Genomic DNA, 24,814 nt, shown 5'->3' with positions numbered 1-24,814 from the left:
CCTTTTGATCAGATTCAAGTTTACCCGCGAACGAAGCGACTGACAACCTGAGTGAACAAATCTGGCTGATCCAAATGAACGCGATGTCCGGCGTCTGAAACAAACTCAAACTGCCCCTGAATCCCCATCTGACAGAATTCCGAGTACATCTGGGCATATTTTCGATCCTTCTCTCCAGCCACCCACAAAAGGGGAACTTCACTCTGACGAAAGTCTTGAACAGATATCAAATGCCGAGAAGGCGACCATTCCTTGAGAGCCTTTGCAAGATATTCGCGCGAGTGAGAAAACTCCATTGGCGGTGGTCTCAGAGCGATGGACTTCAATACTTCCATGTGATTCCAATCCCTCCACAATTCATTCCAAGGTCTGTCCTGAAAAGCGAGATCCCAATTCAATTCCCATAGTTTTCGCTCTCTCACTTCCTCAACCGTTTGAAGTTGTGGCTGTGAGGAAACGATCACAGCGCCTCGAAACAATTCGGGATGTGACTTCAAAACATGCAACAGCAAACGTCCACCCATTGAATATCCGATGGCCATAACTTTAGATCCAGCTGCTCTCCTGCGCAGCTCATTGGCAAAGGATTCCGTCCAATCAGAAAAACCAAAGTCAGGGCTCAGAGGACCTGGTACAAATAAATCGGGAGCCCACGAGCGATCAACTAGGTTTGCCTGGCGAAGAGCCTCCGAAATGGGAGCCAGATCACTGCCGTTTCCCCAAAAACCGTGTAGTGTAACTAAAAACACACCGACACCTCTTTCAACGCAAGATAGTCCTTCCAAAAGCAATCTGTCGCCCGCTGATCTGGACGTATCTCAATCACAGACACAGAAGAAAGCTCCGGCAAGACTTCAGGCACTCTGTGCCATCGGCAATAATCGATATTCCAAAGTTCAGCAAAGCCCTCAAAGCTTAAATCGTGACGATTTTGAAACAACGGATTTCCAAACATTCGATGGAATATCTTTCCACCAAAATTGTTTATAACGATAAACCTCCAAATTTCCCCTTTCGACACCGAAAGGGCCCACGGGGCATTCAGATCGTAGAGAGCAGATAAATCGCCGACAATTGCCCAATTTTCTCTCCCTTCTTTGCTAGCGCCTAAAAAGGTCGAGAACAAGCCGTCTATCCCATTGGCTCCTCGATTAGACAACACCTCTAACCCACGATATTCAAAATTCGCTGTCAAATCCCATTCGCGAATGGGAAGACTGTTTCCCAAGAACACCAGACTGCTAGAAGGAATCATCTTAGACAATTCTGAGAATATGCCAGGTTCTGAACTCAAACTGAGCGACAGCAAATTTTTGAGTCGCTCACCACGCTGCCGATCGTAAATAAAAAAATCCCGAAAGCATTCGGTGCTTTTTGGCGCTCGACGCAAAGAAACAGAATCCAAGGGCATCGCCTGATTTTTCACCCGACTCAGTCCAGAATGCCCCCCTGAAGAAAAATTTAACACGGGCCAATCGCTCAATTTGCTTTCTAAATCGCGCCACAATCGTGTCGTTGGAACCCCACCAATACGAATCACGCCATCAAAGGTCTCTAAAAATCTGGAACTCTCAAAAATCCCCTCTCCTGATTCAATTCGAAGATCTTTTAGAACTGAGGATTCTCGCAGACCCGATGTGGCCTCGGCATAAATGGGCCAACCCCACTCTTTCAGCGCGCACTCAACCATAGGTCGACAAAGGGAAGATAGCCGACTCACCAGCACCAATGGTCTTGATGCCTTTTCAAAAAAATCATCGATGCCTTTTACCTCCAAAACTGAGCCATCAGTCTTTGAACGACCTTTGAGCGCTTCACCATGCCAAGCTGGAGTTCCAACTGAACGGGCAAGACTCGGATGCCACTCGGTCACCTCAGCGTCCAAAAAGGGCTCCTCAAAGCACACATTGATGTGACTGGGTTGGGAAAGGTCGATTCGTCCCTCCCAATATTCCTGATCACCAAGATCCCAAGATTGCCTCACAAAGTGGGAAAAGATACCAACCTGTTCGATGGCCTGAGGAGCACCACTGCCTCGATATGATTGCGGGCGGTCTGCTGTCACGAGAACAAGAGGTAGCCCAGCATACCAAGCTTCTATGGTCGCCGGCAACAATTCAGCTGCAGCCGTACCCGACGTCGTAATGACCGCAACGGGACGTTGAGTCGCTTGAATTCGGCCAATTGCAAAAAAGGCTGCTGACCTCTCGTCAAAAAACGGAAGCACATTGATCCCACGAGCCTGAGACAAAACCTCGACAAGCGAAGCATTTCGAGCCCCGGCGCACAAAACAAAATCCTCAACCCCTTGTTCTGCAAGCAACGCGATCAATTTTTTGGCACGACAAATTTGATTCATAGACCAAGGTTTTCCAAAACAAAATTTCGCTTCAGAGCAAGTTCAGCCCACTCTCTCTCGGCCTGACTCTCAATCGTTACCCCACAACCCGTAGCCAGCCAGGTTCTCCCGTCATGCCACTGAATATTCCGAATGGCTACTACAAAGAAAAAATCTCCCTCTGGAGAGCGGACTCCAAAAGGAGCTCCGAATCGCCGGGCCTCCTGTGGCCGATTTTTTCTCAACCATTCAAGGCCCTTAGCCTTCGGCCATGCACCCAAGGCCGGTGTTGGATGAATACGATCGACAAGTTCAATACACTGAAATGCGTGATTTTGACCAACGGCCAACTCCAAATCTGTTCGTAAATGCGTGAGATTTCCCAAATCCCACTCGTAGGTCTCGCTCAATTCCAAAATTCCAAAATCCTCGAGGGAGGCAACCAATGCGTCCACCACCACCTGATGCTCAAACCTCTCCTTTGAGTCCAGCAACAAGTCTCCCTTTGTAAATCCAAAGCCCCTCGTCCCTGCTAAGGCCATACTGGAAATCTTTCCATTTCGCTGACTCACCAGCAACTCGGGGGTAGCTCCGAGCATACCCTCTTCTTCAAGCCAGAATCCGTAGGGAAAAAGCTCCCCCCGGGAACCTCGGAGAGAGACGATTTCCCATAGGACATGGATCAACTTGTCCTTCGTTATCACTCCCTCCTGATAAGCCGTGACAACAGGAACTGCTTTTTGCAGGTCTCCCTTTTTGAGGGCGGCCTTCAGTTCTTCAAAAATGGACATAAATCCTGTTTTACTAGATAGTTTCCAAGCTTTATCAAATGCACAGCCTGTCCCCTCCGGTCTTTTCAGCTGAACCCGCTCCAAGACCCGAACCGATTTAAAATTCCACCAGGGCCGAGCCCCCTCCAAAAAGAAGTCGGGCGCATAGAAACACCACGAGCCATCTTCTGGCCTCTCCTCTCGGCTTTGCAGATCACAACCAACAATGATTTTACTATCAAACCAGGGGCAAAGAATTCCTGATTGAGAAGTACCTAATCCAAATAAATCAGGGTCCTGACTCTCATCCAGTCCCAAGCCTCTGTGTGCTGTTGTCTTTGACATATGCCCTTCCCACCGTTTAACTCAATCTTTAAAAAGACTGGTGATGCCGATCTGTTTCCTGTATGTTACTGGAGCCGAAAAGAGCGAATATCCTTCTAGAAATAGCTCCTCTCCGCAGGGGGTTGGATCGGCAAATAGAGGTGAGAATGAATGACAAGACTTTGCCCGTCAAGCTGGGGCCCCATTTGATAGGTGGCCACAACCCATTTGTAGTTATTTCCGGCCCCTGTTCAATCGAATCCAGGGAACAGTTCCTAAAAATTGCCAGCCAGGTCAAAAAATCAGGTGCTATCGCATTAAGAGGGGGAATGTTCAAGCTCCGCAGCAGTCCCAAAACTTTTCAAGGTATGGGAAAAGATGCTTTTTCTATTGTTCAAGAAGTAAAAAAAATAACTGGCTTAGCTTTTTTTTCTGAAGTTACCGACCCACGTGAAATCAACGATATGATGGATTTGGTTGACGTGTTTCAAGTGGGATCGCGCAATATGCATAATTATTCACTTCTAAAGGAACTTGGCCAGATTCGGAAGCCTATTCTCTTAAAACGAGGATTTGCTGCCTTAATCAAGGAATGGCTGTTGGCCGCTGACTATATTATCAAGGGAGGCAATGATCAAGTCATCCTGTGCGAGAGAGGAATCCGCACTTTTGAAACGAGCACCCGCAATACCTTTGATCTCAATGCCATAGCCTACGTTAAGCAGTACACTTCGTTCCCGGTGATTGCTGATCCATCTCACGCCACAGGAGATTCTCGCTTGGTGATTCCCATGTCTCTCGCTGCCGCTGCCGCCGGGGCGGATGGCCTTCTCATCGAAACACATTATGCACCCGAGGAAGCGCTGTCCGATGGTTTTCAAGCAATTGATTTCTCCCAAATTGATCAATTGATGGATCAACTTGAGAGACTTCTTTCCGCGCTTGGTCGGCGTCTAGCGAAGTCGGTCTAAGTATGGCAGTAAATCCCGAAGGTCCCAATCCAGATTTTATCAAGAGCCTTTTTAGCTCCATTTCTGAGGGCTATGATCGAGCCAATGATTTGATGACATTCGGCGTGGCTCGAAAATGGAGAAGGGCTCTGGTCCGTCGGAGCGAAGCAAAAATTGGAGATCATATTCTTGACTGTGCAACGGGAACAGGCGACTTGGCAATTGCCTTTAAGGAAGTTGTGGGACCGCAAGGAGTTGTCATTGGAACCGATTTTTGCGTAAAAATGTTGGATCGCGCTTCAGAAAAAGTGAGGAACCTTAATGTCGATATTGAATTCTCAGAAGGCGATGTCATGGCCTTGGGTTATCAAGATGATTTTTTTGACATAACAAGCATCGCGTTTGGCATTCGCAATGTTCAAGATCCGATAAAAGCCCTGAGAGAAATGGCCCGGGTGACTCGCTCTGGTGGACGAGTCATGATCCTTGAAACCGGAAACAATCAAACACCCATAGTTGGATTGATCATCCGTATCTACTTTCAATTCGCTGTTCCGTTCATTGGTGGGTTGGTCACAAAAAAACGCCAGGCTTATGAATACCTAAATCATTCATCAAACCATTTTCCTAGTAATGAAAATTTCTTGCAACTCATGAAAGAGAGTAGAGCTTTTTCAAAAATTGATTGCCAGGGCTTACTTGGAGGCGCTAGCTACCTTTACACAGGGATCGTAGAATAAATTTCTTTACAAAATTTTGCTTTGCTAAGCCACTGATAATTTTCTTTTTTGGTCGATTTTTTGATGAACAAAGTCCAACACACGACGAAATTCCGCACCAGTAAATGGTTTTTCGAGAGTTTCGTCAATCAATGCAAGATCCTGACCTTCTGCTTCATTGAGCGAATCTAAAAATCCCGAAATAACAACGACGAGAACCTCATTCATAATACTTCGGATATGACGAATCAATTCCAATCCATTCATCATTGGCATTCGCAAATCAGTAAATAGAACCGCAATATCTGGATGACTTATGATTTCCTCCAGGGCCTCACTTCCATTTCTAGCTAGAATAACCTCAAAACCTTCAGCTTGGAGCCTTTGATTGAGCACATCACGAACGAAAACTTCATCATCTACAACAAGAACCTTCACTTTCATCTTCTCATCAACCCGAGCGCAAATCGGAATTTTAAATTCAAAACATGTGCCCTCTTCAGTTGAGTATTTCAGCTTCAACCCGCCATGATGGGCTCTCAGGATTCCCATAGAAACAGAAAGGCCCAATCCAGGCCCTTTCCCGACACTCTTCGTTGAAAAAAACGGACTCATCACATTTTGCTGAAACTCAATTGGAATTGCTGGGCCATTGTTATAAATTGAAACTACAGCGAAACCCTCCTCCACTTTTTCCTCAATTTGAAGCTTTAATCCCGATTTGATTTGAAATTTTTCATCTTCCATCGAATCAAAGGCATTGTTCACGATATTTAGAATCACCTGCTCCATCTGATTTTGATTGGCCTCAATCAGAATGGAAGAAGGCAATTTTGAATCAATTTCAACACCCAAAAATCTTGCTCGCGGCTCAAGCAAAACAAGGCTGTCGCGAATGATTTGTGTCAAATCAACTTGTTTCAAGTCAGTTCCCGCCGGAAGTGCCGCCGATCTCATCTGACTAATAATTTGCGTCATTCGCTCAATAGAGCGATAGATGGGATGGAGAATGCCTTTTACCTCCTTGCTAGACAAAGATCCCTTCGCAACTTTAAGCTCAAGAATCTCTGCCTGTCCTTGTATCACCATCAACGGATTATTCATCTCGTGTGCGACAGAGGATGCAATTCTTCCCAGGTCCGCAAGTTTAGACATTTGGTAGATGGATTTTAAGTCTTCAGCCAATCTCTTCTTTTCGGCCTCGTCTTTTGACAAGTCAAAAAGAGACAATAATAGATGTTTCCGCCCCTCCATAATCAATCCTGAAAACGAACAGATCACTGGAACAGCACGTCCACTTCTCCGAAGAACACGCAGATTGTATTCGGTAGGCATAAATGCATCAAAATCGATCTGATATAGGTCTCCCACTGACTTGAGTGTCGCTGCAGCTTCGGTATCAAATGCTGAAGCCCAACTCAGTCCCACAAGAGCTTCCATTGGCTTTCCGATGAGCTCTTCACTTCGTGGATTAGCATAAATAATCTTCAGACTAGAAAAATCAACCAATACGATAGGAAGACTCAAACGCTCCCACCATACGCGAGCTTGTGATAGGATTTTCAGGATTTCGGAGTCGGGCTTGATCACCAATATTCCTCGCTCGTCACTACTAAAAAATATTCGATCAGATATCTTGCTTCTCAATTTATCGGCAAGTATCAAGGTTTCTCCAAACTGAATTATTATATTCCAAAATTTAAGAGAATTCCTCTTGAAGTGGATAGACTCTTTGCAATTTCAGGCATTTTTCCCTCCTGTACAAACGTCCGATAGGTACAAAGGTCAAGTAAGTATAAACTGGCCCACTTGATTGTTGTTCCAAACTCCAAGGAGTGCCTGGCTGAACCAAATCTCAGGAGTCCAGGATCTTCAAACATGCGTCCGGCAGCAGCGCTCACGTTGTGAGCACTGCACCAAGCCGAACTCGATCCTGAACCCCTGAGATTTGGTTCAGCCAGGCGCTCTTGGACGCAACAAATTCACTGAGAGTCTGCGAGTTGGCGCTGCAATAAAACCTCACTCGTCGCTAGTTCACCTGAGCTTTGGATCCAGGGCGTCTCGCAGACCATCTCCTAAAATATTAAAACACAAAACAACGACAAGAATACAGAGACCTGGGGCCGTTACCAACCACCAGGAGCTTTCGATAAAGGAACGAGAGTCAGCAAGCATCACCCCCCATTCTGGAGTCGGCGGCTGAGCCCCTAGCCCCAAAAAGCCAAGAGCGGCAACATTGAGAATTCCATCACTAAATCCAAGAGTCGCCTGAACAATTACTGGAGCCAAGCAATTGGGAAAAATATTTCGAAGAGCGATCCGGCCGTGACCCGCTCCAAAACTAATAGTCGCATCCACGTATGGCTTAGCCTTTTCAGACAAAACACTTGCACGCACAATACGAATAAAATTTGGCAAGGCAACAAGACTCACCGCAATCACTGCGTTGGTAAGATTAGATCCGAGCACAGCCACGACGACTATAGCCAACAGAATCGATGGGAGTGACATTAAAATGTCAACTCCCCTTAAAATAAGACTATCTATCCAGCCTCCGCAATACCCAGCTACCAAGCCCAACAAACTCCCAATGGACAAAGTGACCACGACAACCATCAGACCAATGCCAAGAGAAACTCGAGCTCCGAAAATAAGACGGCTCAAAACATCTCGTCCGATATCGTCTGTTCCCAAATAAAACTGATGACTTCCTCCCGGCATCCAAAAAGGAGGATTCATAAAAGCTCCATCAAAAACCCGATTCGGACTGTGCGGAGCGACGAACGGAGCAAATACGGCAATGAAGATCAAGAACACAAGAAGCAACAAGCTAACAAGCGCTCCTTTGTTTTTCTTAAATGAATACCAGAGATGTTTCCATTCCATTAGCCTTTGCCCCTGGTGAGAGGATTCGCTATTTGACAAAGAATATCGGCAACCATATTAACCACAATAATAACTACGGCGATCAGCAAAACTCCTCCCTGAATAACAGGATAATCGCGGGCATTGACGCTTGTAACAAGCCAGCCGCCAATTCCAGGCCACGAAAAAATTGTCTCTGTTAAAATTGCCCCAGTCAGCACGGAGCCCACCATCAAACCCACGATCGTGATAATAGGAATGAGGGCGTTGCGAAGGGCATGAACAACGACAATTCGGAAAAGACTAAGTCCCTTCGCTTTGGCTGTCCGAATATAATCCTCACGCAAAACCTCCAGTAAACTTGATCGCGTCATTCGCGCTACGGCGGCGAGAGGAATTGTTCCCAAAGCCAATCCTGGAAGAACAAGATGGGCCACCGCATCTCTGAATGCAGCCCCACCCCCTCCGCCTTTAAGCCAGGTATCAATGAGCATAAAACCAGTAACGGGATCTAGGTCAAAGGAGGGACTTATTCTCCCGGAAACAGGCGTCCACCCCAATGTCACAGAGAAAACCAAAATCAAAATCAGTCCCCACCAAAAAATCGGCATTGAATACCCAATCAAAGCTGATCCCATTAAGAGATAATCCGTCGGAGAATTACGTTTAAGAGCTGCCACCAACCCCAATGGAATCCCCAATAAAACCGACCAAAAAATCCCAATTAAGCCCAGTTCAACGGTTGCCGGAAATCGGTCAAAAAACTCCTCCAAAACAGGCTGATGTGAGGAAATTGAAACACCCAGATCTCCGCAAATCGCATTTGAAAAAAATTGCAAGTATTGCTGCAGAAACGACCGATCAAGCCCCATGCTCTTACGCATCTCTTCATAGACTTGAGGAGATGAACCTCGCTCTCCCAGCAGTAACATCACTGGATCACCTGGAACCACCCGAATCAGCAAAAAAGCAATAATTGAAATACCAATCAAAGTTGGAATTGAAATCAAAAGACGGCGAAATACAAAACGAATGATCACGATAGTTTCTCTTGCCAGTTTGGCTTCAAAAAATGCTCATACCAATCCACTCGCAAGGCAGACTGGCTATTTTAAATCGACTTCAAAAAAGGATTCTGTACCAAATGGATTTAGCCTGTAGCCCTGAACTCGATCTGTCATCGCTCTAAATACAGTGGAGTGGGCAAGTGTCACCCAAGGTGCCTCTCTTTTAAAGATTTGTTGAGCCTCCCGATAGAACTGTGTTCTCTTCGCGAGATCAGTGGTCAACCTTGCCTTTTCTATGAGTTGAGCAAATTCCTTGTTGCACCATCGGGCCACGTTACTACCCGCTTCAACCGCCGCACACCCCAGCAGAATGCCAAAGAAGTTATCAGGATCACCGTTGTCTCCGGTCCAACCCAACTGAATCAGTTGGTGCTCACCTTTTCTCGCTTTTGCTAAATAGGTTGGCCAATCATAGCTTACCAATTTCACCTTGATCCCTATCTTAGAAAGATCGGCTTGTATAAGCTCCCCCATTTTTTTCCCATTTGGCAAATAAGGACGGGACACAGGCAATGTCCACAACTCAACTTCAAAACCTTTCGCAAGACCAGCCTTTTCCAGCAGCCTTCGCGCAGCGGCTAAATCATAGCCATAGTCCTTAACATCCCCATTGTACGACCACATCGTAGGGGGAATTGGATTCACCGCAACTTTGGCATTTCCAAGATATATCGCTTCAATATAAGAACTTCGATTGAGTGCATGATGTATCGCTCGACGAACGAGTACATTGTCAAAGGGCTTCTTCTCCACATTCATCGCTAAATATCCCACATTTAATCCAGGCTGCTGCACGACTTTAATATTTGGATTCGATCCCATCGCCTTTAGATCTGTGGGTGATGGTTCGGCAATCAACTGACACTCGCCCGTTTTTAACTTTTGGTATCTTACGCTGGGGTCTTTGGTAATTGAAAAAACGACCTTATCCAATTTTGAACGGCCAAGAAAATACCCAGGGTTGGCCTCATATCTGATCAGCGTGTCTTTCACGTAACGCCTGAAAATAAAAGGTCCCGTACCGACAGGTTCAATGTCCAACTTTTCGGGATTGCCTGCTGTTAACAACTGAGTCCCATATTCAGCAGAGATTATAGAAGCAAAATCCATTCCTAGATTAGATAGAAATGGCGCTTCCGGATGGGAGAGCTTAAACTTCACAGTGTACTCGTCGACTTTGATGATATCCTTTATGATTTTGTCCATTTCCATCGACGTGAAGTATTCGTAATTACCCCCACCGATCCTATTGAAAGGATGGCTTTTGTCACGCATACGATTGAATGACCAAATGACATCATCTGCATTAAATTTTCTTTTCGGAATAAAGGTATCTGTTTTTTGAAAACTCACATCTCGCCTGAGTTTAAAAATGAATTCCAAACCATCTTTCGAAACGACCCAAGATTCGGCGAGAGAGGGGATCACTTTGGTTCCACCACTTTCGAAATCGACGAGGCGATTGTAGATCATGCGAGAACTTGCATTGAAGGTTGGACCATCGGCCGCCAATTGAGGATTGAAAGTGCTCGGGCTGCCTTCGGAACAATAAACAAATACCTTCTCTTGAGCAAAGACAGCTGTTGGACCCACTATCGTTGTCCCAAATGCCAACAAAACCCAAAGACACAACTTCGATCCGAAGTAAAAAAACAGATTGGTTCGATGAGCGACCAAACAATTTTCGATATGACAAAGCATTCTAGGATTCTCCCAAATAGCGAATTCAAACCAAGATTTTGAATCATCCCACAACATCTTAGAAGGTGCTAGGATCTATCATTATCACGGAAGCGACCAGTCAATCGGATCCTGCTTCGTTTTTACCAAATAGTCATTTATTTTTGAAAACGGACGACTGCCAAAAAATCCTCGGTATGCAGAAAGGGGAGATGGATGAGGAGCTTCTAAAACCAAATGCCGCCTCCGATCAATAATTGCACCTTTTTTTTGCGCATATCCTCCCCAGAGCAAGAATGCCAAATTCTCTCGGTGGCTATTTAAGGCTCGAACAACCTCGTCCGTAAACTGCTCCCACCCTTTTCCTTGATGGCTTCCCGCCTTTCCAGCCTCAACAGTGAGAGTTGCATTTAACAGCAAAACCCCTGATCAGCCCAAGGCTTTAAATTGCCATCTCTAGGTATTTTACAGCCAATATCCTCGCTTAATTCCTGGTAGATATTTCGCAATGAGGGCGGGAGGTCCAGGCCAGACCTCACGCTAAAACAAAGTCCATGCGCTTGTCCCGGCCCATGATAAGGGTCCTGACCCAATATCACCACCCTGACACGTTCAAATGGAGTCAGATTAAATGCTGCAAAATACTCAGGGCCAGGGGGTAATATCCGCTTCCCCTGTCTCAGTTCTTTGCGCAAAAAAATACGAAGGCTCTCCATGTACTTCTTTTCAAACTCAGCCTTAAGAACAGCCTTCCACCCAGGTTCAAGTTTGATCTCAGATTTTATTTCTGAAATAGACTCCAAGGCCATTCTACACCCCAATGAAAAATTCTGACCAAATCCGATGTGATCCATGGGTACCCAATCACTCGCCTAATGCCAAGCACCAAATGAGATCGAAATGGAGCCAACCGCCAAAACCCTATTGTATATGCCTGCATGTTCTGGGGATAAAACCTTGACAGCTCTGGCAAGATATTCAAATTAAGGTCTTGAGGAGTGTGAGAGGCGTGAAGACTCGAGAATCAAAAATAAAACAATACGAGCCAGGCTTGGAAGTGAAGGCTTTTATTTTTCAACAGATCCAGAGTCTGGAGCCAATGCTTGGCGAGGTTGGCTCGATGGGTGTATTCGTTGAAAAAATTGAGAAGCCTGATAAGCCTGGAATTAAGGCTGAGACTTACGCAATTCGTCTGGTTGTAGCGCCGGGGGGGGCTCGCATAGAGGCCCGAGGTGAGAGCGATAACATTTATGACGCTTGCATCAAGGCCAAAGACCTTATGGTGCAGAGACTTTCCCCTTTTGTTAATGCGGCTCGACAGTCAGCTGAGCGGGATAGTTTGATTCGTTTTTATTCTGGAGGCGGCCGGTTTCAGTGATTGTATTTGATTAGACTTTTATAGCCCGTAAAGGATAATATCTTTTTCTTTGGAATCTATCAGGGGGTTCGCCACAGAATTTCCCCATATTCCATTCAATATTTCTAAAGGCTGCCACCCCGCACGGGGAGAATCAGTGCACGAATAGTTCAACTTTTGAGCGGAATCCCAAACAAAGGACAGAATTTCAGCGGCAGAGTAATGAAATGCATACCTTGGTTCAGGATGTGGATTAAAACTGATCTCGAATCGGGGCCAGAGATGAGAAAATGTCCAGCAGCAGGTAGGGCCGTTTGATAGCTTTATTTCCACTTGCAATACCGCTCGGCTATCGACTATCTCTTGGAATGGGCTTTCGCTTTCTTCGCGCAGTGTTTTAAGAATGCGGGAGTGAAATTCGACTTCAATGAGACGCTCGATCAAAGCTTTTTCCTGCTCTGGCGTGTAGAGATATCTTCTACAAATTCCTAAGGGGTCTTGTTTTGCTAGCTTTGCTGGAACACATGGATTCTTTTGGACAGATACATTACCTCTCACAGCGAAATTGCGGGGATTTAAATCCTCTTTCGGTAAATTTTCATTCAGACACGAATCCGATTTCTCCTTTAATAGATGGATTTGAAGGCGGGGATCAAGATTTTTAAAATCGGAAGCGACAAGCTGAGTATCTGAAGTTTCGCCGCCCAAAAAAATACTTTGAGTTCTTGCCCCCAAAACAGATTGAATCCATGAATTATAGGCCTTTTTGTCTCTCCGTAATGACTCATCCGCAACTTTTGTGTAAACAGCCGAAAACGGATAAGAACTAAATACCCTTGCAAAACGAGATACTTCTGGGTGCGAAGGATGAGGCCACTGAAACCAAATATGGGTCTTGCCTGCTGCCATGGTCCAATTGACTGAGCCTCCTCCGATTTCTCCCGGGACTCCCATAAATTGAATATCATGAATGCGCAGAAACTGAAATGAACTCAGATAGTGAACCTTGTCCGCTCGGCGACCGCCAAGAAAAAAGGAACTCTCATACGCCCTCTGTCCCAATACCAATATTCCTGTACCCGGCAGTTGGTCTAGAACAAAGCTCAAGAGGTCGCTGGCCCCCTCTGCTCCTCTCTGATCATCAAGCCCTCCACGAAAAATGAGAATATCAGGAGGCGAGCCCTTGCCTATTGGGCCGCTCAAATCAAATAAGCATGCTTTCTCTGAACCAAAAAGCGTTCGAATCGATTTTCCATTTGTCTCGATCAACAAATTGTCTTCTCTCAGTTTTGTAACAATCATCGCAATTTCCTCACCAAAATTTTGCCTCAGTCATGGGGTGATGTTTGAGTCTATTGCTTTCGAACTGGTGATCGGAGCAATTATAGTTAGAAGGTATAAATGAGAACAACCCCAGGATTCCTCATATATCTCCGTTTAGGGCCATATTCTGCTATGCACTATTTTTGGCCTCCGAAGATTATTGCGCTGTGCTTTACGACTCAGAACTTACATATTTTATTTATTGACTTACATATTACTTATAAATAACTTACATACTGTAAGTAGGAGTGGCCCATGAAAAGACTCGGTTCCATCGCTTGTCCCCTCACTAAAAAGGAAAAAAGAGTTCTCGAGTTTATCGAAAGCTTTATACACGAACAGGAGTTATCCCCTTCCTTCCAAGAGATCCAAGAGCACTTTGGATTTCGTTCGATTAACTCCGTGCAGTCCTATCTGCGACAACTACAAAGCAAGGGTTATATCCACAGTCCCGGCAGTAACCAAAAGCGCGCCATCTCCGTTTTGCAATCGGCTCAAACTGTTTCGTCTCCCCTAGGACTAAACCATCGCCGTCCCCCTTTCCGGGGACGGCTTTTTTCTCTACCTCAGAGAATGGGGTCTCTCTCTCAAAACTCCGAATCTCCGTCCGAGTCCCTATCCTTACCTCTACTCGGTCGAGTCGCTGCGGGAAAGCCCATTGAGGCTCTCCATAACAACGAATTTATTGAAGTTCCTTCAAGTATGGTTCGAAATCCGGCCAAAACTTTTGCCCTACAGGTCGAAGGCCAATCAATGATCGAGGACGGCATCATGGATGGTGATTTTATCTTTGTGCAACAGCAGTCACACGCAAAAAATGGAGAGATCATTGTAGCCATTATTGATAATGAGGCCACAGTGAAGCATTTTTATCTGCATAACTCAAAAGAGCCAAAACTTATCCACCGTTTTCCACAGAGTTCTTCACAAAAAAACGAAACCCTCTCTCCTCAAATTGAACTGCGACCTGCTAACGCAAAAATGGATTCCATGTGGTTCCACCCTGAACAGGTAGAAATTCGAGGCATCGTCGTGGGTTTAATCAGACATTACTAGTGCAATGAATACCTGCACACTTGAGCAACTAAAAAGCAAATTGGGCGGCAAGTTAGTTAATTCCGATTTGGTAAAACCACAGGAGGGCATTCCCACAGGCTTGGCAGGACTTGATCATTTTTTGTTATGGAAGGGGCTTCCTCGAGGAGCTGTCAGTTTATTGGTGAGTTCTTTAGGACGAGGCGCAACAAGTCTTTGGAGCCAAACTGCTGCACCACTGACCCAACAAAAGAAGTGGGTCGCTTGGATCAACAGCACCAATGCAGAACTTTGCCCATGGAGCTTGCATCAGGCACGTGCTAATTTTTCTCGTGTGCTTGTGGTTTCTCCTCCCGATGGTATCAAAAATATTTCATGGATTCTGCAAGAGCTCCTCTCGCTTTCCTTATTTGAAATGATCGGCTGCGATCTTGGCGGTTCTTGTCTGAGCGATAAAGATCTTGCCCGCCTCAGTCGGCAGACACGAAAATTTGACACGGCCCTTATTTTATCAAGTACCAATCCCCTTATTCGACGAAGTTCTTTGTACTCTCTCATTTTGAACTTTAATGCAAAGCAGATAGGCGTGGAACGGGCCCTACATCGCCCCACCCCCCATTGTATTGTGAAAGAAAATTCTTATGAGAACCTTATGCGTCAACTTACACAGGACAGAACATTTCTCAGTGGCTGAAAACTTTCTTCGACTGAGCCCTCTGGTACAGTTTCAAAAGCCAGGATTTATCTTTGTTGATATTACTGGTACCAGTCACCTATTTGGAGGAGAGCTTCCATTATTAAATGAGGCTTTACGTCTGGCTAGAGACTCTCACCCAGATGCAACTGCGGCCATTTCCGACACTCCAGCACCAGCCCAAGTTCTTACAAACTTACAGCCTTCTTTCCCAACTGTTCCACCAGGACAAGAGAGGAACTTTCTACTGAATCTCCCCGTAGAGGCCTTGATCCATCTCGAAGGCCTAATCCCTTGGGATTCACCGGATGCGATCAAGTCCATTGTCTCTTTCTTTCAAACACTGGGCCTTAGGGCTATTCATGAGCTTGATAAACTGAAAATCGAATCTTTACGCGAGCGCTGGGGGAAAATGGGAGAAATGTTATGGAAAAAGATTCACGCAGCCGAGAAGCAAATCATATCTCCCCTTATCCCAAGCGAAACTCTACACGAATTCGTGCATTTGGATTGGCCGATATCCCTACTTTCTTCTTTGCTTCATTCTCTCAGAGTCATTCTCAGACGGCTCTGTCAGAGATTACAGGGAAGGGCCGAATACGCTCGCCTCATTTCTCTCTATCTCTATTGTGAATATTCTCAACGAACTCACTTCATCGAACTACGGCCAGTTCAGCCAAGCAGAGATTTGGAATTACTTCTAAAATTGTTGGAAAATAAACTTGCCTCCACCGACTTAGAAAATCCAATTCAGGATATGGAAATAAAAATTTTGCCATGCCCAGAAAAAGTCCTTCAATTGGATTTTTTCTCTCCACGCACTTATGAGCGAGACAAATTAGATCAACTCTTAAGTCTTTTTAATCAGTGCTCACTCAAAGCCGGCTTTTTCAATCTCTCTCATTCATTAATTCCTGAAAACTCATGGTCTCTTTCTCATGATTTTATTGAGTTTACACCCCTTACAGACTGTATAGACAAGAAGGAGGAGTCCTCTCGAGTTAAACCCGCATACAGTAGACATCTTCCCTCTTCGCCAAGACCAACTCGATTATTAAAAATTCCGGAGCGACTAAGCCCATCGAAAGTGAAGCAATTGCGCTTTCTCAGTTCTTTCCCTATCGAAAGAATCGAAGATAAATGGTGGGAGGAATTACAAAAAAGAGATTACTTTTTTGCCCTTTCTCCTTTCAAGCAAGGTCTGTGGCTCTATCGCGATCTTATTAAAAATGAGTATTATATTCATGGGTACTTTGACTAGATCTGTCCTTCAATCAACACAATTCAGAACTCCAATTAATTTTGTTGAGCTTATTGGACGCAGTAATTTTTCTTTTCTACAAGGAGCCTCTCATCCAAACGAAATGGTCTTACAAGCCAAATCTCTTGGCTACAGAGGACTTGCCATCTGTGATCTCAATGGTCTTTATGGAGTTGTCAAGGGCTACGAGGCCGCCGAACGACCCTCTTCGTTCACAATGAATGATGCGTTTGCACTCGCCTCACAAAACGATGACTTCAAGTATCACATCGGCACAGAACTGACTTTCAGTGATTCCAATTTTGGTTCTTTGGTTCTCTTGCCCATGAATAAAGAAGGCTATTCTCATTTGTGTCAAATCCTGACATTGGCCCTCCGAAAGTCACCAAAAGGCTTTTCTTCTCTTAGCCTGAAACAGATTCAACCCCTGAGTGATGAACTTATCGCCTGCCCTCTGCCTCCATGGAATCCAAACACCATCGACCAACTGAGAGAAATTTTTCCCCGTCGGCTTTATCTTCCGGTGTGGAAGGATTTTTCATGGTCCTCTGTTCAAATCTATCAGCAAGCTCTTCAACTAGAGGAGAAATTTGACCTTCCTCTTTTTGCAACTCAACGTCCCTTCATGCACCATCCAGATCGTAAACCTCTCCACGATGTTCTCACCTGTATTCTCCATCAGACCACTCTCAACAAAGCCAATGCTCTGCTTCTCGCAAATTCAGAGCGTCACTTGAAACCCTTACATGAATTGACCTATTTATGGCGTGAAAGACCTGATCTTCTTTCGCGAACCTTGGAGATCTCAAATCGCTTAGAATTTTCCCTAACCGAGCTTCGCTATCAATATCCTCGATCTCAACTCCCTCCCAAGAGAACGGCAGCGCAACATCTCTCTCATCAAGTAGAGAAGGGATTGGCCTGGCGATTTCCGCAAGGTCAACCGCCTCATATTCGCCAACTGGTCGAACACGAAATCAGCATTATCACTGAAATGGGATACGAGGACTATTTTCTCACGATCTGGGACATATGTGAATTTGCTCGACGCAAAGATATTCTTTTTCAAGGTCGTGGTTCTGCCGCCAACTCTGTCGTCTGTTTTGCCCTAGGGCTAACGGCAGTTGATCCTACCCAGATTCAATTCCTCTTTGAGAGATTTATTTCTAAAGAAAGAGGAGAGCCGCCCGATATCGATATCGATTTTGAAAGTGATCGTCGTGAGGAAGTTCTTCAATACATTTACCAAAAGTATGGAGAACTGCACGCAGCCATGGTCTCTACTGTCATTTGTTATCGCACACGCATGGCTCTGAGAGAAACCGCCAAGGTATTGGAAATTCCTCAGACCCGGGTGGATCATCTTGTTAAGCTCGCGGGGCGGGAAGGACTGCGTGAGATTATGGCCTGTCCGAAGAAGGTTGAAAAGTTTGAAATCGATTCGGATAAGTTTCAATTGCTCATGAAAATCAGCTATTCCTTGCAGGGCTTTCCCCGCCATTTGGGAATTCACACAGGCGGATTTTTAATTTCTGAACGTCCTGTCACCGAATGCGTGCCCATTGAAAAGGCGAGCATGGATAAACGATTCGTTATTCAATGGAACAAGGATGATCTCACCACGCTCAAAATGATGAAGGTCGATATCTTAGGTCTTGGAATGCTGACGGCCCTTCGAAAGTGCTTTGCCCTATTAAGAATTCACAAGAAGATCGACCTTAGTCTTTCGACAATTCCCGCTTACGATAAGCCCACTTATAAAATGATTCAACAAGCGAAGACGGTAGGAACTTTTCAAATCGAATCACGAGCTCAAATGTCACTCCTCCCGCGCTTGAAGCCATCTCATTTTTATGATTTGGTGATATAAGTCGTCATCGTTCGACCAGGTCCCATCCAGGGAGGTATGATTCACCCCTTTATTCGACGGCGCCATGGACGAGAGAGGGTTCACTATCCTCATCCAAAATTAGAGGCCATTTTAGGCAAGACCCTTGGTGTTCCGATTTTCCAAGAACAAATTATGCAGATAGCTTCTACGGTTGGAGATTTTACTCCAGGTGAGGCCGATGAACTGCGAAGGCTAATGTCCTCAAGTTGGAAGAATCCCGATGTGATGAGCGGACTGAGACAACGGCTTCTTAATGGCATGCTCAAGCACGGAATTTCTCTTGCCGATGGAGAAAAGCTTTATCAAACGATTGAAGGTTTTGCTTCATATGGTTTTCCTGAAAGCCATGCTGCTAGCTTCGCCCTTCTTACCTATGCCAGTTGCTACCTCAAATGCCATCACCCAGAGCTCTTCGTTTGCTCTCTCCTTAATAGTCAGCCCATGGGATTCTATTCATCACGGACTCTCATTGGAGAGGCCCAAAGAAGTGGAGTCAAATTTCTCCCACTTTCAATTCAAAATCTGAGTATGACTACACAGTCGAGAATACCTCGATGACTTCTGAAAGACCAGACTCTCCAAGGATTCGAATGGGCTTTCGCGCCGTCTATGGTTTAAAAAGAAAACACATAGAATCCCTCATTGAAAACAGAAGCCTCATTGGCTCCTTTGATGATCTTGAAAATATGATTCGTCGAACTCAGTTGCCTCGACACATCTTGATTCGCCTCGCTTCAGCCGGAGCATTTGATGACTGGAGGATTTCTCCACGAGCGGCCATTTGGACGATTCAGTCCCTTTCTCTCGACCCGCAAAGTCTCTTGTTTGGTCGTCCCAAAGAAAATTTTAATCTCACATCAGACATTTGTTCCTTGCCAGGAATCGAAATAATTCCCAGCGAAAGCCTTTGGGAGCAATTAATGAGGGAGTATCAATTTACGGGCTTATCACTCAATTACCACCCCTTGAGTCTACTGCGTTCGCATCTTTCTCAAGCGAATCATTCCTTTCGCCAAAAAAATCTTATTCCCTACTTTTGCAGCGAGCAGCTTTCTACCTTAAACAATGGAAAGCCTGTGCGTGTGGCCGGACTTCTCAGCATTCAGCAGCGTCCACCGACAGCGAAAGGTTTTGCTTTTCTGACTCTCGAAGATGAAACTGGATTCTTTAATATTGTCCTGAGCCCTCAAGTTTATCAAACTTACCGTCTGACGCTGCTGAAATCGCCTTTGCTCGAGGTTCAAGGAGTATTAGAAAAATGTGAGGGAGTGATCAATATCAAGGCTCTTAAAATATTTCCCTTAAACTGGCGTCCATAATAATCATAAACTGGCCCACTTGATTGTTGTTCCAAACTCCAAGGGCGCCTGCTGAACCAGATCTCAGGAGTCCAGGATCTTCAAACATGCGTCCGGCAGCAGCGCTCACGTTGTGAGCACTGCACCAAGCCGAACTCGATCCTGAACCCCTGAGATCTACTTCAGCCAGCTCCCTGTGTCTCTTGGACACAACAGAATCACCGAAGGCTTGTGGGCCAACCAAGGATTCCAACTTCGGATGGCGATCATGACATATGATTTTTAAGGATTCTGGAATCTTTCGTTGTACACAAGGTTTTGCGGATGAGGCGATTGACCTCCCCTTGGCCGGCATTCGATTCATGCAAAAATCAATAATCTGTCGTCCATGACAAATGACAGTGAAAGCTTCGAGAAGAAGGATCTCGATTTTAATGCAGCGGCTGGCCCGCAAGCCTTCGGTGATTCTGTTGTGTCCAAGAGACACAGGGAGCTGGCTGAAGCAGATCTCAGGGGTTCAGGATCGAGTTCGGCTTGGTGCAGTGCTCACAACGTGAGCGCTGCTGCCGGACGCATGTTTGAAGATCCTGGACTCCTGAGATCTACTTCAGCCAGCTCCCTTGGAGTTTGGAACAACAATCAAGTGGGCCAGTTCATAATATGATTACTATTTTATTAACTTGAGCGAAGTCGGCTGACTTTTCTTTCCGGTGCTGCCGTTCTTTCCGAACACTTTAAGATCGACAGTTTCAGTCGACAACTGCGTTGTCCCATTAGGGCCGAACTTAGCTTCCCACCTTTGATTAGCCACACTAAAACTCCAGTCGCTATTCGGCAAAGCGACGAAGTTACTGTCCGTGTTACAGAGTCCAGCATTACTTGCTAAATTCTCCAAGCAGCCCAAAGAACTAATTGGATCACCATTGATGAAGTATGCATAAAAAGTATCTGTTGTTTTAAAGGACGCAGTCGGAGGGCCGAAGGCGGTGGCAGAGAATACCACGGTTGGTCCTGTGTCAGCCGATACCGTCAAAACCATTGGTGAACTCACGGCCCCCGTTGTCGAATTTTTCCAGAAAAATCGATAGGCTCCAATAGGCGCATCGCCAGATTTAACGAGAGCCTCCCAGCGTTGAAGGGTGGTTGAATATTTCCAACCATTTCCTGGCATATTGACCCAGTTTCCACCTTGTAAACAGGTCCCATCGCCGACTCCGACTTCCTCCGTACAAGATTGCGACCCCGTCTGAGGAGCGTTCGCCGCTTGAAAGTAAATCGCCTCAAACTCATTGTAGCTCGTTTCAGGCTTATTGTAGGGATACTCTACCGCTAACATTTGCGGCTTACCTGGCTCCAAAATTTGTATGGAGACATAAACAGATTTATTAGAGCCTGCATTTTTCCAATATGCTTTATAAGTCCCTTCAGTAAAGAACTGAGCGGACAAAGTGGCTTTCCACTCAGACGATCCGCTATCATACTGCCATTCGGAGTTAGGCATATTCGTGTAGTTTGTGGGCGTCTGACAGAAACCATCATTTGACCCAAATTTTTCCAAACACGAACTCGCACCAGGACCACTATTTTGAACGCGCCCGTAAATTACAGATGAGGCATTGAATGAACTCTGGCCAGCGCCACCCTGAGTGCTAGAAAAAATAATAGTCGCGACAGATCCGTCTGAGTTGGGCGTGTTAGAACCATTCTGCTGAGAAAAATCCTTGCCTGTTTTGCTGCACCCAAGAGAAGCAAGTGCAAACACCAAAAGGATGGCCTTAAAAAGAAAGTCCTCTCCCGACAATTTAAGCACTTTATGAAATCTGGGCTTTCCCATACAAAACACCTCTCCCGTATCAAATGCAATTATGGGTCCCAATAACAGTTACTTCCCTGCCATCCAAAGCGATTTAAGAAGTCCCTCCAGACGACACAATCGTCATCTGTCACTGATTGAGACAGGCGTCTCATTTTGATAATGTCGAGGTAGGAAGGCGCAGAGGACCACTATCTTTCTGAATAAGCATATCGACCTGCTCCTTGAGAACAGAGATCGGCTCGAACATGGAGGAAACTGGACTCGAGCCTGTCGCTTCAGAAACATCATTCTCATCATCATTCATATTGGGATCCCGACTGGGATGAAAGAAAGAATCAGGATGATCATCGGGTAGGACCGATGGCAATGTCGATGAGTCCTCCTCTAAGACTTCAGAAGAACCTTGAACTGAAGGTTGACTTCCGGCCCACAGTGACAAAGGAAAGATCAATCCAAAAATTAAAGTGGCAGCCTGAATTTTGCCTTTCATCCTTTGATGGTACCTCAAGGGAACCTCCAGGAATTGTATAGAACAAGAAACGGACCAACTTGAATGTATCTCTAACATATTAGAATCAGATCACAATTGAATGTCATCTCATTTCCGGTGTCCACTTCCCCTGACCAAATATCAGACAGACTGTCAGATCATTGATACAAGCCACCAGTAATCATAGACTTAGGGAGGCCAATATTCTGACTTCGCTAAAGGACAAAATGCGCGATCAAAACCAATGCGCAATTCTAAATTTTCTTGCGGTGTTTCTACTGCCCTGATAGGACCAACCATGCCCGATTTAAATCTGATTTTTGTTAAAATGAGCGGAACAGGAAATACATTTTTGCTATTGGATCTCCGGGATAAGAACCTCATTGAGTTCTGGAAAGAATCTGAAGCTTATAAACAACCGCGAGCTAAGATCGCCCAAATACTCTGCTTAAGTCAAAATGGTTTTTCTGCTGATGGACTCTTGTTTGTTGAAAACTCTCCAGAGCCCGATGATTTTAAATGGGATTTTTTTAATGCGGATGGTTCGAGTGCCGAAATGTGTGGAAATGCGGCTCGCTGTGTGGCCCTCTTTTGCTACTCAAGGGGCGGTGTGGAAAGAGAAATGACTTTTAAAACTTTGGCAGGCTCAATTAGAGCAAAAGTTCTCGATGGTGGAAGAGTCGAAGTCAATATGCCTTGCCCTTCAGAGAAACTGACAAATCAAGTTTTGACAATTCAACAGCAGACAATTGAATTTGACGCTGTTAATACGGGGGTTCCTCATACTGTGATTTGTTTTGAAGAGAGCAGAGGAGTGAAACCCAATGAGACACTCAGCAACCTCGCATCTCTGATACGATCACATCATCAATTCAAACAACAAGGAACAAACGTCACTTTTTTTTGTCCACAGTCTCCATCCTCTATCGAGGCCATCACCTTTGAACGTGGAGTAGAAGGCTTCACCAAAGCCTGCGGAACAGGAGCAGTGGCCGCAGCCTGGAGCTTTCGGAAGCTACACCCTGAGATTCGGTTTGTCGAAGTAAACATGCCGGGTGGAAAATTGGAAGTGGAGTTCACAAATATTTGCCCAATCTTGCGAGGCGATGTTAAATTTTTGGCTGAAATCAAACTATCTAAAGACTTCTTTTGAGAAAAGGTAAATCTATGTCAATGAAGGAAAAGATTGCTTTCCCTTTAAGGGTTGAGAAAATCAAACACGAAACACCTGAAGCGAAATCAATCACTTTTTCTATTCCAGATACGCTGAAGGAAAAATTCAAATATCAGCCGGGCCAGTTCACTTCTATATTTATTGAAGTCGGAGGACAGGAACTTCTTCGAAGTTACAGTCTCAGCACGGACCCCTCCGTTGACAAAGAATTTCGAATCACAGTCAAGAAAGTTCCTTCTGGAAAAGCGAGCACGTTTCTTTTGGATGAGCTTAAGAGTGGACAAACACTCTGGTGCACCCCTCCCACCGGCCAATTTTTTCAATATGCAGAAGATAAGACTCATTATCTTTTGATCGCGGCAGGCAGCGGAATCACTCCTCTCCTATCGATTCTCAAGCACGTTCTCTCAAGTAAGCCACAGAGCCGAGTGAGCCTCGTTTACTCTAATCGTTCTCAGAAAGACATTATTTTTGAGCAGGAACTAATAAACCTCGAAACTAAATATGGTGATCGCTTGAAAACCTCCTATATTCTCAGTCAACCACAACCGGGATGGAAGGGCCTGAGTGGACGCCTAGATGCAAACTCCCTATCAAACATTTATAGCGAAATTTTGAAACGAGATAAAAATCCAGTTGTCTGTTACCTCTGCGGCCCTCAGCCGTTTATGAGTATGTGCCGTGAAGCACTAACCACTCTTGGTGTCTCACCTGATCGCATTTGTTCTGAAAGTTTTGGATCTCCAGCAGAAGTCCTTTCTGCAAACCCGGCTGCCAAATCCTCAATTCCGACCGACAAAGATCTTCAGCCACAAGAAGGAATCCAACGAGATGGATCACTTATCATTGGAAACAGCCTCAACGACCCCAGCGAGAAGCCCGAAACCTTGGTCGCAATTATCGATGGAACTGAAGTTGAAATCTCCGCCCATCCTCATCTTAGTATTCTTGAATCACTCATGGACGAGGGCCATAATCCGCCCTATTCCTGCATGAGTGGTGCCTGCATGGCCTGCATGGCAACTCTTGAGGAGGGACGAGTGATTCAAGAAGATCCCGGGATACTTTCGGAAGACAATATTAAAAACAGAGAAATTCTCACCTGTCAGGCCAAGCCTCTCAGCAAGAAGGTAAAAGTCCGCTTTCATGCTTAGTTGTTTTTCTTGGATTTTTGAAAAACTCTCTAACTATTTTAGATTTTGTCTAAAATTTGCTCTTTGGTTGGGGGCAAATTTGGGACTGTATCGGAGCAACAGACTGGCTTTACCGGCAGTTTTTCACAAAGCTTGCAGTATTTTCTATTCAGGTAGTGACCCCGCAACAGAGCCAAACTCCCCACGAGGCTCATGCCATACTCCCAGTTGCCATCCAAAACAAATGTGGCAATACCTACAATTATGAGGCCACAGACAAGCCAAGCCGAAGCATTCCAACGACGGTGTCGCCGAAAGCTGGCCGCTACAGAAAGGCCCGCGATAAAAACCAAGCCGAAAAAGAACCAATTATGGCTGTGACCTTCTGCTCTCAGCCAGTTCGGAACTAAACTTGGTAAAATTAAAACAATAACAGGGGTCAACAAACAGTGCACAAGACAGAGAGTAGATAAAAACAACCCCCACAAATCCCAGGGCGGCGACTCCAATTCTAGCGGCGACTCAAAATCCAGTATCGGCTTAATTTCACTCTTCATTCTATCTTCATAGAACCAAGGACTCATCGAGTCAACAACCGCATAGGTGGGCCTAGAAATAAGGACCCAGAA

24 protein-coding genes and 1 pseudogene are annotated in these 24,814 nt (G+C 45.4%); 12 read left to right on the top strand and 13 right to left on the bottom strand.

The features are described 5' to 3' along the window. Positions 1 to 20: 20 nt before the first annotated feature. The 3 genes from IPL83_19165 to IPL83_19155 are packed head-to-tail and all read right to left on the bottom strand — an operon-like array spanning position 21 to position 3,453. Positions 21 to 749: an alpha/beta fold hydrolase gene (locus IPL83_19165; GenBank protein ID MBK9041241.1), complete on the bottom strand. Its 729-nt coding sequence runs from the start codon at positions 747 to 749 to the stop codon at positions 21 to 23. Next, positions 740 to 2,359, bottom strand: coding sequence for a 2-succinyl-5-enolpyruvyl-6-hydroxy-3-cyclohexene-1-carboxylic-acid synthase (gene menD / locus IPL83_19160; GenBank protein MBK9041240.1), 1,620 nt, complete (start codon positions 2,357 to 2,359; stop codon positions 740 to 742). The genes IPL83_19165 and menD overlap by 10 nt, the downstream gene beginning before the upstream one ends. Further along, on the bottom strand, positions 2,356 to 3,453 hold the full coding sequence (locus tag IPL83_19155) for a chorismate-binding protein (GenBank protein MBK9041239.1): 1,098 nt from the start codon (positions 3,451 to 3,453) through the stop codon (positions 2,356 to 2,358). The genes menD and IPL83_19155 overlap by 4 nt, the downstream gene beginning before the upstream one ends. Before the next feature lie 161 nt (positions 3,454 to 3,614). Here IPL83_19155 and aroF point away from each other — a divergent pair, with 161 nt between their 5' ends. After that, positions 3,615 to 4,403 carry a 3-deoxy-7-phosphoheptulonate synthase gene (gene aroF, locus IPL83_19150; GenBank protein MBK9041238.1) on the top strand — a complete coding sequence of 263 codons (789 nt, stop codon included), beginning with the start codon at positions 3,615 to 3,617 and terminating at the stop codon, positions 4,401 to 4,403. A gap of 2 nt (positions 4,404 to 4,405) precedes the next feature. Beyond that, entirely contained in the window at positions 4,406 to 5,122 is a 717-nt protein-coding gene (gene ubiE, locus IPL83_19145; GenBank protein ID MBK9041237.1) for a bifunctional demethylmenaquinone methyltransferase/2-methoxy-6-polyprenyl-1,4-benzoquinol methylase UbiE, read from the top strand. A 24-nt stretch (positions 5,123 to 5,146) separates the two neighbouring features. On the opposite strand, the gene IPL83_19140 is transcribed toward ubiE, so the two are convergent. The 5 genes and pseudogenes from IPL83_19140 to ung form a co-directional block, all read right to left on the bottom strand. Beyond that, complete coding sequence (locus IPL83_19140) at positions 5,147 to 6,766, bottom strand: response regulator (protein ID MBK9041236.1); 1,620 nt, start codon at positions 6,764 to 6,766, stop codon at positions 5,147 to 5,149. Positions 6,767 to 7,135: 369 nt separating this feature from the next. Continuing rightward, positions 7,136 to 7,987 (bottom strand): ABC transporter permease subunit, encoded by an 852-nt coding sequence (locus IPL83_19135; protein ID MBK9041235.1) that lies wholly within the window; start codon positions 7,985 to 7,987, stop codon positions 7,136 to 7,138. Continuing rightward, a complete protein-coding gene (locus IPL83_19130; GenBank protein MBK9041234.1) occupies positions 7,987 to 9,003 on the bottom strand; it encodes an ABC transporter permease subunit in 1,017 nt (338 codons plus the stop codon). Before IPL83_19130 ends, IPL83_19135 begins: the two co-directional genes overlap by 1 nt. Positions 9,004 to 9,072: 69 nt before the next feature. After that, the gene (locus tag IPL83_19125) at positions 9,073 to 10,734 is read right to left on the bottom strand and encodes an ABC transporter substrate-binding protein (GenBank protein ID MBK9041233.1); all 1,662 of its coding nucleotides are present in this window, start codon (positions 10,732 to 10,734) and stop codon (positions 9,073 to 9,075) included. Positions 10,735 to 10,818: 84 nt separating this feature from the next. Then, positions 10,819 to 11,522, bottom strand: a pseudogene (gene ung, locus IPL83_19120) (uracil-DNA glycosylase). Positions 11,523 to 11,722: 200 nt separating this feature from the next. On the opposite strand from ung, the gene IPL83_19115 reads away from it, so the two are divergent. Continuing rightward, a complete protein-coding gene (locus IPL83_19115; protein ID MBK9041232.1) occupies positions 11,723 to 12,091 on the top strand; it encodes a hypothetical protein in 369 nt (122 codons plus the stop codon). A gap of 18 nt (positions 12,092 to 12,109) precedes the next feature. Here the strand turns inward: IPL83_19115 and IPL83_19110 are convergent, their stop codons facing one another. Then, a complete protein-coding gene (locus IPL83_19110) occupies positions 12,110 to 13,372 on the bottom strand; it encodes a hypothetical protein (protein ID MBK9041231.1) in 1,263 nt (420 codons plus the stop codon). Between the two features lie 276 nt (positions 13,373 to 13,648). Here IPL83_19110 and lexA point away from each other — a divergent pair, with 276 nt between their 5' ends. Genes lexA through IPL83_19080 form a run of 6 tightly spaced genes read left to right on the top strand, consistent with a single transcriptional unit; the run spans position 13,649 to position 19,593 of the window. After that, positions 13,649 to 14,449 carry a transcriptional repressor LexA gene (lexA, locus tag IPL83_19105; protein MBK9041230.1) on the top strand — a complete coding sequence of 267 codons (801 nt, stop codon included), beginning with the start codon at positions 13,649 to 13,651 and terminating at the stop codon, positions 14,447 to 14,449. Between the two features lie 4 nt (positions 14,450 to 14,453). Then, complete coding sequence (locus IPL83_19100) at positions 14,454 to 15,122, top strand: hypothetical protein (protein ID MBK9041229.1); 669 nt, start codon at positions 14,454 to 14,456, stop codon at positions 15,120 to 15,122. Beyond that, positions 15,115 to 16,383, top strand: coding sequence for a hypothetical protein (locus IPL83_19095; GenBank protein ID MBK9041228.1), 1,269 nt, complete (start codon positions 15,115 to 15,117; stop codon positions 16,381 to 16,383). The genes IPL83_19100 and IPL83_19095 overlap by 8 nt, the downstream gene beginning before the upstream one ends. Beyond that, complete coding sequence (locus IPL83_19090; protein MBK9041227.1) at positions 16,367 to 18,253, top strand: PHP domain-containing protein; 1,887 nt, start codon at positions 16,367 to 16,369, stop codon at positions 18,251 to 18,253. Before IPL83_19095 ends, IPL83_19090 begins: the two co-directional genes overlap by 17 nt. Before the next feature lie 36 nt (positions 18,254 to 18,289). Beyond that, a complete protein-coding gene (locus IPL83_19085; GenBank protein ID MBK9041226.1) occupies positions 18,290 to 18,832 on the top strand; it encodes a hypothetical protein in 543 nt (180 codons plus the stop codon). After that, positions 18,829 to 19,593 (top strand): hypothetical protein, encoded by a 765-nt coding sequence (locus IPL83_19080; protein ID MBK9041225.1) that lies wholly within the window; start codon positions 18,829 to 18,831, stop codon positions 19,591 to 19,593. Before IPL83_19085 ends, IPL83_19080 begins: the two co-directional genes overlap by 4 nt. On the opposite strand, the gene IPL83_19075 is transcribed toward IPL83_19080, so the two are convergent. Beyond that, a complete protein-coding gene (locus IPL83_19075) occupies positions 19,562 to 19,936 on the bottom strand; it encodes a hypothetical protein (GenBank protein ID MBK9041224.1) in 375 nt (124 codons plus the stop codon). The two genes, IPL83_19080 and IPL83_19075, sit on opposite strands and share 32 nt — an antisense overlap. A 24-nt stretch (positions 19,937 to 19,960) precedes the next feature. Between IPL83_19075 and IPL83_19070 the strand changes: the two genes are divergently transcribed. After that, positions 19,961 to 20,236, top strand: a complete 276-nt coding sequence (locus IPL83_19070; GenBank protein ID MBK9041223.1) for a hypothetical protein — start codon at positions 19,961 to 19,963, stop codon at positions 20,234 to 20,236. 3 nt (positions 20,237 to 20,239) lie between these two features. On the opposite strand, the gene IPL83_19065 is transcribed toward IPL83_19070, so the two are convergent. Together IPL83_19065 and IPL83_19060 are read right to left on the bottom strand one after the other, a co-directional pair. Beyond that, a complete protein-coding gene (locus IPL83_19065) occupies positions 20,240 to 21,406 on the bottom strand; it encodes a hypothetical protein (GenBank protein MBK9041222.1) in 1,167 nt (388 codons plus the stop codon). 130 nt (positions 21,407 to 21,536) lie between these two features. Then, positions 21,537 to 21,878, bottom strand: coding sequence for a hypothetical protein (locus IPL83_19060; protein MBK9041221.1), 342 nt, complete (start codon positions 21,876 to 21,878; stop codon positions 21,537 to 21,539). A 298-nt stretch (positions 21,879 to 22,176) separates the two neighbouring features. On the opposite strand from IPL83_19060, the gene IPL83_19055 reads away from it, so the two are divergent. Both IPL83_19055 and IPL83_19050 read left to right on the top strand, forming a co-directional pair. After that, positions 22,177 to 23,031, top strand: coding sequence for a diaminopimelate epimerase (locus tag IPL83_19055; GenBank protein MBK9041220.1), 855 nt, complete (start codon positions 22,177 to 22,179; stop codon positions 23,029 to 23,031). Positions 23,032 to 23,045: 14 nt separating this feature from the next. Continuing rightward, complete coding sequence (locus IPL83_19050) at positions 23,046 to 24,206, top strand: ferredoxin--NADP reductase (GenBank protein MBK9041219.1); 1,161 nt, start codon at positions 23,046 to 23,048, stop codon at positions 24,204 to 24,206. Positions 24,207 to 24,244: 38 nt separating this feature from the next. On the opposite strand, the gene IPL83_19045 is transcribed toward IPL83_19050, so the two are convergent. After that, a complete protein-coding gene (locus IPL83_19045; protein MBK9041218.1) occupies positions 24,245 to 24,742 on the bottom strand; it encodes a MerC domain-containing protein in 498 nt (165 codons plus the stop codon). Positions 24,743 to 24,814 lie beyond the last annotated feature (72 nt).

The organism is Bdellovibrionales bacterium, from assembly GCA_016716765.1.
Lineage (GTDB): Bacteria > Bdellovibrionota > Bdellovibrionia > Bdellovibrionales > UBA1609 > JADJVA01.
This window is presented reverse-complemented; position numbering and strand designations above follow the sequence as displayed.

Bases quoted from the DNA above. Each gene is read 5' to 3' on its own strand.
- IPL83_19070 (MBK9041223.1), top strand. From the start codon at position 19,961: ATGACAAATGACAGTGAAAGCTTCGAGAAGAAGGATCTCGATTTTAAT.
- IPL83_19075 (MBK9041224.1), bottom strand. From the start codon at position 19,936: ATGAATCGAATGCCGGCCAAGGGGAGGTCAATCGCCTCATCCGCAAAA.
- IPL83_19100 (MBK9041229.1), top strand. From the start codon at position 14,454: ATGAATACCTGCACACTTGAGCAACTAAAAAGCAAATTGGGCGGCAAG.
- IPL83_19060 (MBK9041221.1), bottom strand. From the start codon at position 21,878: ATGAAAGGCAAAATTCAGGCTGCCACTTTAATTTTTGGATTGATCTTT.
- IPL83_19125 (MBK9041233.1), bottom strand. From the start codon at position 10,734: ATGCTTTGTCATATCGAAAATTGTTTGGTCGCTCATCGAACCAATCTG.
- IPL83_19080 (MBK9041225.1), top strand. From the start codon at position 18,829: ATGACTTCTGAAAGACCAGACTCTCCAAGGATTCGAATGGGCTTTCGC.
- IPL83_19110 (MBK9041231.1), bottom strand. From the start codon at position 13,372: ATGATTGTTACAAAACTGAGAGAAGACAATTTGTTGATCGAGACAAAT.
- IPL83_19090 (MBK9041227.1), top strand. From the start codon at position 16,367: ATGGGTACTTTGACTAGATCTGTCCTTCAATCAACACAATTCAGAACT.
- ubiE (MBK9041237.1), top strand. From the start codon at position 4,406: ATGGCAGTAAATCCCGAAGGTCCCAATCCAGATTTTATCAAGAGCCTT.
- IPL83_19085 (MBK9041226.1), top strand. From the start codon at position 18,290: ATGATTCACCCCTTTATTCGACGGCGCCATGGACGAGAGAGGGTTCAC.
- IPL83_19065 (MBK9041222.1), bottom strand. From the start codon at position 21,406: ATGGGAAAGCCCAGATTTCATAAAGTGCTTAAATTGTCGGGAGAGGAC.
- IPL83_19045 (MBK9041218.1), bottom strand. From the start codon at position 24,742: ATGAAGAGTGAAATTAAGCCGATACTGGATTTTGAGTCGCCGCTAGAA.
- lexA (MBK9041230.1), top strand. From the start codon at position 13,649: ATGAAAAGACTCGGTTCCATCGCTTGTCCCCTCACTAAAAAGGAAAAA.
- IPL83_19155 (MBK9041239.1), bottom strand. From the start codon at position 3,453: ATGTCAAAGACAACAGCACACAGAGGCTTGGGACTGGATGAGAGTCAG.
- IPL83_19135 (MBK9041235.1), bottom strand. From the start codon at position 7,987: ATGGAATGGAAACATCTCTGGTATTCATTTAAGAAAAACAAAGGAGCG.
- menD (MBK9041240.1), bottom strand. From the start codon at position 2,359: ATGAATCAAATTTGTCGTGCCAAAAAATTGATCGCGTTGCTTGCAGAA.
- IPL83_19050 (MBK9041219.1), top strand. From the start codon at position 23,046: ATGTCAATGAAGGAAAAGATTGCTTTCCCTTTAAGGGTTGAGAAAATC.
- IPL83_19055 (MBK9041220.1), top strand. From the start codon at position 22,177: ATGCCCGATTTAAATCTGATTTTTGTTAAAATGAGCGGAACAGGAAAT.